Below are 11,312 nucleotides of genomic sequence, written 5' to 3'. Positions count from 1 at the left end.
GAAAAGGGCCTGCGCTTGGTGATGCTGCGTTGAAAACGGGCTCGCGCGCGGCCCCGAGCAATCAGTTCGACGACCTTTCGCCCAGCCCTAAGGAAAACGACCCATCACAGCTGAGGGCTTGTTGCACTCAGCGCAGCCTCTCCAGCATCTGGTAGTACCACATGCCGGCGGCCAGCATCGGGTTGCCGAGCTGGTCGCCGAGCGGCACCTTGATGTGCTTGCAGGCGGCGAAGGTGTCGAACTGCTCCAGGTCGCCGGTGATCGCCTTGGCCATGATCTCGCCCATGATGTGGGTGGTGGCCACGCCATGGCCGGAGTAGCCCTGGCAGTACCAGACATTGCTCGACAGCTTGCCCAGTTGCGGGATGCGGTTCATCACGATGCCCATGGCGCAGCTCCACTGGAAGTCGATCTGCACGCCCTTGAGCTGCGGGAAGGTGCGCTCGATGCACGGGCGCAGCTCGCCGGCGATGTCGCGTGAGTCGCGTCCGGAGTAGTTGGCGCCGCCGCCGAACAGCAGGCGGCCATCGCCAGTGAGGCGGTAGTAGTCGAGCACAAAGCGGCAGTCGTATACCGCGAGATCAAAGGGGTTGATCGCATCGATCAGCTCGGCGCCCAGCGGCGCGGTGGTGACGATGCCACCCATGGCCGGGAAGATCATGCCCTTGAGCTTGCGCCGCTCCAGCTTGTGGTAGACATCGCCGGCCAGCAGCACCTGTTTGGCCTCGATCCGTCCGCCCGTGGTGACCACCGCCGGGCGCGGGCCGTGGACGATATCCAGCACCTCGGAATGCTCGAAGATCAGCGCGCCCAGGCTCTCGGCGGCCTTGGCCTCACCGAGGCACAGGTTGAGCGGGTGCAGGTGCATGTTGCGGGTGTTCTTCAGCGCGCCGCAGTACAGCTCGCTGCCCAGTTGCGCACGCACACCAGCGGCGTCGAGTAGCGTCACGTCGTCGCCCATGCCACGGCGCAGCGCTTCCTCAAAGGTCGCCCTGAGCTCGTCCATGTGGCTGGCTTTCATCGCCGTATGCAGATGGCCGTGCTTGAGGTCGCAGTCGATGCCGTACTTGGCCACGCGGTTCTTGATGATTTCGTGGCCGCGCCAGCGCAGGTGCCAAATGAAGTCGTCCACCTCGTCGCCGAGGGTGTTGCGCATCTGCTTGCGCATGGCCTCGTCGCCGGAGAGGCTGCCAGTGACCTGGCCGCCGTTGCGCCCGCTGGCGCCCCAGCCGACCTTGTTGGTTTCCACCACGGCGACCTTGAGGCCGCGCTCGGCCAGCTCCACCGCCGTGGCGATGCCGGTGAAACCGCCGCCGATGATGGCCACGTCCACGGTCACGCTGCCTTGCAGCGTCGGGTAGTCGCTCTCGAAGTTGAGCGAGGCCGAGTAGTAGGACGGCGCGCGCTCGGCGGCGGGTTTGACGGGTTGCTTGATCGTGTTCATTGCAGAATCCTTGTAGCGGCGGCACCGCCGTTGGGTGTCGCGGGGCCGCCTAGGCAGTACGCACCAGTAAATCCGGAGAATTCGCGGCTGAAGCCGCTCCTACAGGGGGTGCACGCTTCGTAGGAACGGCTGGGCGGCACTCCGCTTTAGCCGCGAGCTTTTCAATTCATGCCCTCAAGCGTTGCTCAGATACCAACGCCAATCCTGCTCGCCAACCTCGCCCATGAACTGGCGATACTCGGCGCGCTTGACGGCCACATACACCTTGAGAAATTCCGCGCCGAAAGCTTCGCGTGCCCACTCGGACTGCTCCAGCGCCTGGATCGCCGCCGACCACTGGGTCGGCAGGTACTCCGTGGCCTGGGCATAACCGTTACCTTCGATCGGCGCACCGGGATTGAGGTGGTCACGAATGCCACGGTGAATCCCGGCGAGGATCGCCGCCGCCGCCAGATAAGGGTTGGCATCGGCGCCACAGATACGATGCTCGACATGCCGGGTATTGGCGGGCCCGCCCGGCACGCGCAGGCTGACGGTACGGTTATCCACACCCCAGGTTGGCGCCAGCGGCGCATAGCTGTTGGCCTGGAAACGTCGGTAGGAGTTGGCGTTGGGGCAGAACAGCAGCAGCGAGTCGAGCAGGCTGGCTAGCATGCCGCCCACTGACTCGCGCAGCAGCGGCGTGCCGGCAGGATCCTCGCTGGCAAAGAGGTTGTTGCCCTGCGCATCGGCCAAGCTGACGTGCATGTGCATGCCGGTGCCGGCCAGGTGGTCGAACGGTTTGGCCATGAAGCAGGCCTGCATGCCGTGACGGTGCGCCACCCCCTTGACCAAGCGCTTGTAGCGCACCGCCTGATCCATCGCCGCCAGCACCGGGCCGTGCTCCAGAGTAATTTCCACCTGGCCGGGGGCGTACTCGGAAATCGCCGTACGCGCCGGAATGCCCTGCGCCTTGCAGGCGGCGTAGAGATCACGCAGGAAGGGTTCGATCTGCTCCAGTTCGCGCAGGCCGTAGACCTGGGTCTGCCGCGGGCGGCCGCCATCGGCGTCCAACGCTGGCTGTGGGCGACCCTCGGCATCACGTTTCTGGTCGAGCAGGTAGAACTCCAGCTCGCAGGCCATCACCGGGTAATAGCCCTCGGCTTCGAGCTGCTCGATCACGCGGATCAGCAGCTGGCGCGGATCGGCCGGCGTGGCCGGCAGGCCTTCGGTCGGGTGCATCGACACCTGCACGGCGGCGGTGGGCATCTGCCGCCAGGGCAGGCGCACCAGGCTGCCGGGCAGCGGATAGGCGCGGCAGTCGATATCGCCCACCTCCCAGACCAGGCCGGAGTCCTCGACATCCTCGCCCTGGATGGACAGGCCGAGCATGGTGCTCGGCAGCGGCCGGCCGCTCTGGTACAGCGCCAGCAGCTCCTCACGGTGCAACAGCTTGCCGCGCGGCACGCCATTGGCGTCGAGAATGAATAGCTCGATCAGCTCGATATCGGGGTTACTCGTCAGAAAGTCCTGAGCTTCCTGCACGGGGGCGAAAGTCGTCATGTTGCGCTCGCTTGCGCCAGTTGGGCGCTCGGTGTCCGCACGGCCCGTTCGATTCGTGAACAGGTTGCACAGGCAGACAAGGTGATAGCAGCGGCTGCGGGCATGGCGCAGCCATCGGTATTCAGCGGGCGGTAACGGCGTCCGGCGGGCGAGCGTGGCGGCAATGCCACAGCGCCCAGAAGGCGAGGATGATCGTCAGCAGCGGGTTTAACCGCTCCAACAAGCGCCTCCGCGCAGGCGCGCGGTACAGCGGAACATGGACTTGGCAGGCCAGGGAGATCATGGCTTGGCAGCGTCGCACAGGGTTTGACGTGCGTTAAATCGGGGTTTTCATACGTTTGGTTATGCGCTGGCTAAACAATCCCGCCCATGCAAACCAAATCGACCCGTAGGGTGCGCCGTGCGCACCATTACCCACACGACAGACAGCAGTGCGCACAACGCATCCTACGGCTCCGGCCGATAGCCCAGGCGCAAACCACCCCAATGCTTGCCCTGCACCATGATTGGCACCGACAGGTCATGCATCAGCTCGCCGGTATCGCGCATGTAGGTCTGCAGCAGCAGCGCCTGCCTGTGGCTGCCGCAACGAATGCCGGTGCGGTCATTGAACAGGCGCTTACCGCGGCTGCGGGTGGCATCGACGGCCGGGTCGCCGCTGGGCGGGTGGTTGAACGCAGCGTTATGGGTCGGCACGTAGCCTTCCGGGGTGGTGGAAATGGCGAACACCAGCCCTTCATGGCGCTTGAGCAAGGGCTCCTGCAACGCCGGCAACACCTGGTCGGCGTACTGGTCAAAGCGGGTGCGGTACTTCTGCGGTTGGGTGCCGGCGATTGGTTGGTAGCGACGGTCGAACAGATCGTCGAGGCCGATGCGACCGGCCTGCAGGTCCTGCTCGAACTGGGCCGCGATGGCGGCGGCACCTTCACGGGCCAGGTCATAGGCACGCTGGTGGTAATCATCCAGACCCACTTCGGCGAGCTGCTCGCTAACCGTCTCGGCCTGGCCCACCAGTTGTTCGGCTGCGTCTGCCAGTTGCCGCGTCTGCCCTTCGCTACCTTGCACATCGTCCTGCAATTGCAGGGCGGCAGCCGAGAGGCTGGCCAGGCGCTGGTGGTTGTCCGCCGTGCCGGCGCTGATCTGCGCCACCTGCTGCTCGACTTCCTCGGCCTGGCCGGCGATGCCGTGCAGGTGGCTGCCGGCCGTCTCGATCTGCTGCGCGGCCTGCTCCAGCTCGACACTCTGGCGCTGGATATGAGCGACCACCGCCGCGCTCTGCTGGCGGATGTCAGCGACCATCTGGCTGACTTCCTCGGTGGCACTGGCGGTACGCGCGGCAAGGTTGCGCACCTCGTCGGCGACCACGGCAAAACCGCGGCCCATCTCGCCGGCGCGGGCAGCCTCGATGGCCGCGTTGAGCGCCAGCAGATTGGTCTGACTGGCGATGGACTGGATCACCTGGGTGACCTGCTCGATCTGTTCGGTACGGCTACCGAGACCATCGATCAGCTCGCGACTGGCCAGGGTCTGGGCGCTGAGCTGCTGCATGCGTTCGATGGCCTGATTGAGTTCGGCCTGACCGTTGGCGCTGGCATCACGCACATGGCGGGCCGCGGCCAGGGTCTGCTCGGCACGAGCGGCGCTGTCCTGCTCGGTGTGGGTGATGGCCTCAGCAGCCTGGCTGACCTGCTGCACCGCCGTCAGCTGCGATTGCAGGCGAGCGGCCAGATGCTTGACCGCATGGGCCACCTTGGCTGCGGACAGCGCGTTGTGGCAGGTGTGACGCGACAGCCCGCGGCTGAGCTCGACGAAGTCAGTGCTGGCGACTTGCTGCGCGGCGGGCGAACTGTCGTCGCGACGCTGCCATGGTCCCAGCCAGGGCCATAACGCCAGCAACAGATAGGACGGCACGCTCACGTAGAGCGGCAACTGCATCTGCTGGTAGACGAGCATCAGCCCGGCAAGGCCAACGGCATGCAATACGAAAGCGATCGGTGAACGGACAAAGGCAGCTTGCATGACCGACCTCAGAGTTCTTGTTCTGGCGCGCGGCGAGGCGCTGTAGACGGACGGGGTCACGGCGGGTTCTCTCCTTGAATATCCCACGCAACCTGGGCAGCAGGCTACGTGTACGACAGGCCCGACGAAAAATAAGCGTGTGCAGGCCGGGCACGATGACCGGGATTCGAGCAGCTTGGACGCGCCAGCACCATAAAACTTTGGTAGCAAGCTGCCATGAATTTAGGCAGTGCCCCATCAGGCTCAACAAGGCTTCCATAGCTGCCTTTCGCAGAAAATCCGCACAGGGCGCAGCACCTACACACTCGCTGTATCGACACTTAACTCAGTGGCATTAGCAGGCTGTTGAAAAACCACCTCGGCTCTGGCCTCCTGCATCCGAGCATCCGTGCATCCGTGCATCCGTAGCCCGGGTTTTCAGGCCTGCTACCCCACCATGCGATGGCGCTTGACGAAGCGCCGGTCCAGCCAGTCCTTGCAATGCCCGTACAACTGCCCGCCGGCGCTCCAGTCGTGCCAACCGAACAGCGCCCCGCCATCACCGGTGGCGAGCAGGGCCAGGCTCTGCCATTGCGCCCGATACTGGCGCAGCGGGCGCCCCTGCAGCGCGGCCTGCAGATTGGCGCTGAGTACTGGCGCCTGACGCACTGCGAAACGCCCACTACGGCGCATGCCGTCGAGGCTGGCGCAATCGCCGACGGCAAAGATTTGCGCATGGGACTCGCACTGCAGGGTCGGACGAATGGCGATGAATCCGGCTGCGTCGCTGGCCAGTTGGCTCGCCGTCAGCCACGGCCAGGGACGCGCACCGCTAGCCAGTAGCAGGCGCCGCCCGCGCCATACCGGCTCGTCACCACTGAGCAGCCAGTCATCCTCGATTCGGCCGATCGGGCAATGCTCGCGCACCTGCACGCCGCGCTGACGCAGATGCCCCAGTGCGCGCAGCCGCAGCCCCGGCCCCAGCCCGTCGAGCAGGGTTCCGCCGCAGAACAGCGCCAGCGCCGGTACCTTGCCGGCCAGCGCCAGGGCCAGCTCCACACCACCAGCCCCGCCACCGAGAATCGCCATGCGCCGTGGCTCGGCCTGCCATTGCTGCCAGCCTTCGAGCATCCGCTCGATGGGCCTGGCGGCCAACACCTGCATCCCTTCGCCCTGCTGCGGTGGAATGGCCATACCGGCACCGACGTTGAGCGACAGCCACTCACTCTGCAGGCTTCGGCCGTCTGCGAGCTGCAGGATGCGCGCATCGGCATCGAGCGACGCGATCTCGCCCTCGATCAGCTCGACCTTGGCCGCCCGGCACAGCGGCTGCAGCTCCACGCGGCAGTCTGCCGGGCTGAAACGGCCGCTGATCAGCCCCGGCAACATACCGGCGTACCAGGCTTCCGGGCCAGGGCTGAGCAAACCAATGCGGCCTGGCGGACGCTCCACCAGCGCCCAGCGGCGCAACACGCCAAGGTGGGCATGGCCGGCCCCGGCCAGAATCAGATCGTACTGGGTCATGCGTTAATTGCATCCGTCGCGGAACTGGCTCGGCACTTGGCCGGCACAGCGTTTGAAAGCTCGATAGTCCAATTCATGCTCGTGCAGCAGGGCAGACCATTCTGCGGACTCTGACGCCTGCCACGACTCAGCAAAGTCACACTCGGGCAAAGAGAGTGTCGTTACACCTGCGTAACCGCAACCGTTGACCGCAAGAAACTTGTGACGTGCTGTAAGTCGTCATTCGTCGCGCGATCCAGACGGATGAGACTCGCAGCGCAATCATCGCGCCAGTAGTCGGCTAGAATGGCTCTGCGCGCGACCGCTCCTCAGACCTGACAGCGTCCACCGGACTTCGGCGCCCTCGTAGTAGCCATGAGGCGCCCAGGATGCTTCGACCGCTTCGCTCACTGATCTTGCTGCTTTGCCTGGCCTGCGTCGTGCCGGCCTGGGCGACCAGTGCGTTGCCGTTACTCAAGCTCAGCGCTGCCGATCTGGCCACGCCGCTGAGCATCGAGCACAGCCTGCTGCTGGAAGACCCCAGCGGCCAGCTGAGCGCCAGCGAGGTACTGCAGCGCATCGCGCAAGAGGGCCGCCAGGTTCAGGGTACCGCCCGCATCGGCTATACACGCAGCGCCTGGTGGCTCGCCGTGCAATTGCAGACACCGCCAGCCGAACGCCTGCAACTGATCATCGGCCAGACCTTCCTCGATGATCTGGAGGTCTGGCTGTTCGATGGCGAGCAGTCGCTCGGCCCGCTGTACAGCGGCGCAAAACGTCCATTCGCCGAACGTGGCGAGCCCTATCCACAGTTTCTGCTCAACCTGCCGCGCTTGGGCGATGGCCCGCACAGCCTGCTGCTGCGCGTGCAGAGTCATTCGGCGATCAACCTGCCGCTGCAGGTGGTCGGCGCCGAACAGGGCCAACAACTGATCGCCTACAGCTGGCTACAGAGCGGCCTGCTGATCGGCGCCCTGCTGGCGCTGGCACTGTTCTATCTGGTCAAGTTCAGCACCCTGCGCGAGGCGCAGCTGGCCTACCTCAGCCTCACCTCGTTGTGCGTAGCGCTGTACAACACCAGCCTGTACAACATTGCCGGCCTGCTCTGGCCGCAGTGGACGCTGCTGCCCAAATTGCTGATCAATCTACCCACCGCCGGGATGATGATCTTCAGCTCGCTGTTCATCGCCAGCGCCCTGGGCCTGCAGCTGGGACGTCTGCGCTGGCTGCGCGATGCCCTGTTCGGTGCCACCTTGCTGGTCTGCATCGGCGGCGTCTTCATCGACCATCCCCACGCCTACCAGACCCTCAACCTGCTGACGCTGGCCACCGGGCTGTATCAGTTGCTGCTGATGATCCTCGGCGTCTATCAGCGCCGCCCTTATGCACCGGGCTATCTGCTGTGCTGGAGTGCTGCGCTGGTGCTGATGCTGCTGGTGCCGCTGAGCCGCGCCGGGCTGATTCCGCTACCTGCTGGCTTCTATGCGCTGTATGCCTACCTGCCGGCGCTGAGCATGCTGCTGTTCGGCGCCCTGCTCGACAAGCAGCTGGAACGCGTACGCCGCGTGCTGCTGAGCAGCCAGGCGCAGGCCATCGATAATCTGGAGCAATACCAGGCGCTGTTTCGCCACAGCGGCGAAGGCATCTTCCGCTGCCATCGCGACGGCCAACTGCTGGACGCCAACCCGAGCCTGGCGCGTCTGCTCGGTAGCGAGACCCTGCCGGACGATCTCAGCCAGCTGTCACTGCAGAGTCTGGTGGGCGAAACCCAGTGGCGCTGGCTGCTGTTGCAACTCGACGTGCAGGCTGGCGCAGTCAGCTGCGAGTGCCAGCTGTACGACCTCGAACAGCGGCCACGCTGGGTCTACCTGTCGCTGCACCTGCGTCCGCATCAGGAATTCATCGAAGGCATAGTGGTCGACCTCAGCGAGCGCCGCGCACTGGAAGAACGCCTGCAACAGCTCGCCGCCCACGACGCCCTGACCGGCCTGCTCAACCGCCGCGAGCTGGAAAGACTGCTCTCGGAAACGCTCAGCGGCGCAGCCAAACGGCGCTTCAGCCACCTGCTGTTACTGGGGCTGGATCGCTTCAAGCAGGTCAACGACCTCTGTGGTCATTCCGCCGGTGACCAGTTGCTCAGGCAATTGGCAACCCAGCTCGCGCACCAGTTGCCGCGACATGCCGAGCTGGCCCGCGTCGGCGGTGACGAGTTCGCCATTCTCCTTCGTGAAGTCGATGACGAAGCTGCGCTGAGCCAGGCCGAGCAGTTGCGCCGCGCCGTCGAGCAGTTCGTTTTCACCTGGCAGGGGCGCCCCTTCCGTCTCCACACCAGCATCGGCCTGCTCGCCCTTGGCTCTGGCGTGCGCGACTGGGAGACCGCACTGACCTGGGCCAGCAGCGCCAGCCAACTGGCCAAGCACCAGGGCCGCAACCGCGTGTGCCAGTTCAACCCGGAAGACGGCGCGCTGCTCAGCGACATCAACGCCAACTGCAATGGATTACCCGCCTGCGCGAGGCCTGCGAACGCGGTCATTTCGAGCTGTTCTTCCAACCCGTACAAGCGCTGCAGAGTGCCACCGCCGGCCTGCACTACGAAGTGCTGCTGCGCTACCGCGATCCGCAGAGCGGCGAGTGGATCAGCCCGGCACAATTTCTCGATGCAGCGGCGCGTTATGACTTTCTCGGCGCCATCGACCGCTGGGTCGTCCAGTATCTGTGCGCCTGGCTGGCCGCCAACCCGCGGCACCTGGCGCAACTGGCTCAGGTCAACGTCAACCTCAGCGCCAACTCTCTGCTCGATTCCGACTTCCACCGTTTGCTGCAGAATGAGCTGCAGCAGCACGGCCTACCGCCCGGAAAATTCTGCATCGAAGTGACCGAAATGGTCGCTCTGGGTGAGCTAGGCGTCTCTGCGCAGTGGATCGAGGAGCTACGCAGCAAGGGGCTGAAAGTCGCCCTGGATGACTTTGGCAGCGGCTTCGCCTCCTACGCTTATCTGCGTCACTTGCCGCTGGATATTCTCAAGATCGACGGCAGCTTCATCAGTGGCATCGAGAACGACCCGATCAACCAGGCCATGGTCGGCTCGATGCGACAGATTGCCGGGCAATTGGGCCTGCTCACCGTCGCCGAATTCGTCGAGACCCAGGCCAGCCTGGACTGCCTGCGCCGCCTCGGCATCGACTACGCCCAAGGCTACTTCGTTGGCCGCCCGCAGCCCTTGCGGCAACTGGCCGACGACGCGCGTCGCCACGACACTCAGGAAGCCTGATAGAGCGCCACCGGCAGGCGCTTGAGCAGCGCCGTGTCCAAGCGCAACATGCGCACGCAGCGCGCTTCGACCAGGCTGGCTGGCTGCTCGTTGTTCGGCAGAGCCAGCAACAGACCAGTGAGGTTGAGCACCAGCGCCTCGCGCGAGAACACGCCGCTGCCCAGACCATAGAGCGCTGCGATCAGTTCTCGCAGGCCGAACGGCAATCGCCAGCGGATACGTAGGGCCGAACCGAAGCTCGCCGAGCGGCGCAGCATCGCATCGGCGATCTGCTCATTGCTCAGCTCACCACCCGCTTCCAGCCAGTCCTGCAGGCTGCGCAGCAGGGCCAGTTCGCCCAGATTGTGCAGCAGACCGGCGGTGTAACAGAGCTCGGCGTCCAGCTTCAGTTCGAGCGCCAGCCAACGCGCCAGCTCGGCGCTGCGTCGCGCCTGCTGCCAGGTATGCGTAGCCAATTCTGCCAGGCGTGGGTCACGCAACTGAGCATTACGCTGCAGCGCCAGGCCCAGCACCAGATTCAGCGTGCGCGCCACACCCAGGCGCTGCAGCGCCTGGGTCAGGGTATGACAAGGCACACCCTGATGCTGCGCGGCGGTGCTGGCTGCGGCAATCAGCAGCGCGGTGATCTGCGGGTCGCTGCCGAACACCGCCTCCAGCTCGCCTAGGTCCTGCTCGCCGGCCTGCAGCCCCTGACTCACGGCATTGCGTACATCGCTGAGCAGCGGCGCGCCCTGCCCCTCTTCGCGCACCGTATCGAGATAGTCACGCAGCTCGCTGAGCAACAGCGGCTGACGCACCGCCACCGCGGCCGCAGGCGCGGGCAACAATGTGCGCAGACGCTGACGCAGACTCTCGGCATTGAAGGGCTTGGCCAGATAGGCACTGGGCGCCAGCGGCCGCGCGGCGCGCACGCTGCTGGCATCAAGGCGACCACTGATGAGCACGAACGGCAGCGCCGGTGTACGCGGGTGACGGCGCAACTGGCGCAGCAGCTCCAGGCCGTCGAGCCCCGGCAGCTCGCCATCGGCGATCACCAGATCGGGCAAGCGCCGCTTGCAACGCGCCAGAGCTGCCTGACCATCGCTGACCTGCAGTACACGGGCATCGCCACACACGTCGAGTACCAGCTGCTGCAACAGGTTGGCCGTCCAGGGATCCGCCTCGGCAATCAGGACTTCCACACAATCAACTGAAGCGGTCATGCGAGCCTCTGGGCGAATGACGAACGGAGGATGCCCGAATCCCATGTCCCCACATCCACCCAAAAGCTGATGGATGAGTCAGTTCCACAGCAACGGCGCAGTCTAAACCGAGGTGTTATGTGACGTAAGTCGCAGGTGAGCGAGTTGCGCAAAAAAATGCGCGACCAATAGCTACGCCAACCGACCTGCGCAGACACAAGCCCAAGGGCTATCAGGAACCACAGGATCGAGTAGGAGGCGGGGTCGCCCCCGCCGTCCTCTCACACCACCGTACGTACGGTTCCGTATACGGCGGTTCAGGCCATACGGCTAAGCCGAGTGATCGTATCCAGTATTGACACCAGTCCAAGCG

General features: G+C 65.1%; 6 protein-coding genes and 1 pseudogene. 2 read left to right on the top strand and 5 right to left on the bottom strand.

Annotation, left to right across the window (positions count from 1 at the left end):
• Positions 1 to 127 precede the first annotated feature (127 nt).
• The 4 genes from PSOLE_RS14545 to PSOLE_RS14530 all read right to left on the bottom strand — a co-directional run bounded on the left by PSOLE_RS14545 (position 128) and on the right by PSOLE_RS14530 (position 6,508).
• Positions 128 to 1,444 carry an NAD(P)/FAD-dependent oxidoreductase gene (locus tag PSOLE_RS14545; RefSeq protein ID WP_074859506.1) on the bottom strand — a complete coding sequence of 439 codons (1,317 nt, stop codon included), beginning with the start codon at positions 1,442 to 1,444 and terminating at the stop codon, positions 128 to 130.
• Between the two features lie 174 nt (positions 1,445 to 1,618).
• The gene (locus PSOLE_RS14540) at positions 1,619 to 2,986 is read right to left on the bottom strand and encodes a glutamine synthetase family protein (protein WP_074859509.1); all 1,368 of its coding nucleotides are present in this window, start codon (positions 2,984 to 2,986) and stop codon (positions 1,619 to 1,621) included.
• Between the two features lie 447 nt (positions 2,987 to 3,433).
• Complete coding sequence (locus PSOLE_RS14535) at positions 3,434 to 5,005, bottom strand: methyl-accepting chemotaxis protein (protein WP_074859511.1); 1,572 nt, start codon at positions 5,003 to 5,005, stop codon at positions 3,434 to 3,436.
• A gap of 426 nt (positions 5,006 to 5,431) precedes the next feature.
• Positions 5,432 to 6,508 carry an FAD-dependent oxidoreductase gene (locus tag PSOLE_RS14530; protein WP_003464565.1) on the bottom strand — a complete coding sequence of 359 codons (1,077 nt, stop codon included), beginning with the start codon at positions 6,506 to 6,508 and terminating at the stop codon, positions 5,432 to 5,434.
• A gap of 368 nt (positions 6,509 to 6,876) precedes the next feature.
• Between PSOLE_RS14530 and PSOLE_RS14525 the strand changes: the two are divergent.
• Positions 6,877 to 8,868 (top strand): annotated as a pseudogene (locus PSOLE_RS14525) (sensor domain-containing diguanylate cyclase); the annotation flags it as partial.
• Between the two features lie 56 nt (positions 8,869 to 8,924).
• Entirely contained in the window at positions 8,925 to 9,758 is an 834-nt protein-coding gene (locus tag PSOLE_RS24715; RefSeq protein WP_244597229.1) for an EAL domain-containing protein, read from the top strand.
• Here the strand turns inward: PSOLE_RS24715 and PSOLE_RS14520 are convergent.
• A complete protein-coding gene (locus tag PSOLE_RS14520; protein WP_074859514.1) occupies positions 9,746 to 10,960 on the bottom strand; it encodes an HDOD domain-containing protein in 1,215 nt (404 codons plus the stop codon). The genes PSOLE_RS24715 and PSOLE_RS14520 overlap by 13 nt on opposite strands.
• Positions 10,961 to 11,312 lie beyond the last annotated feature (352 nt).

This window comes from Pseudomonas oleovorans subsp. oleovorans, from assembly GCF_002197815.1.
Lineage (GTDB): Bacteria > Pseudomonadota > Gammaproteobacteria > Pseudomonadales > Pseudomonadaceae > Aquipseudomonas > Aquipseudomonas oleovorans.
The sequence above is the reverse complement of the archived record's forward strand: the minus strand, read 5'-3'. Positions and strand labels throughout refer to the sequence as shown.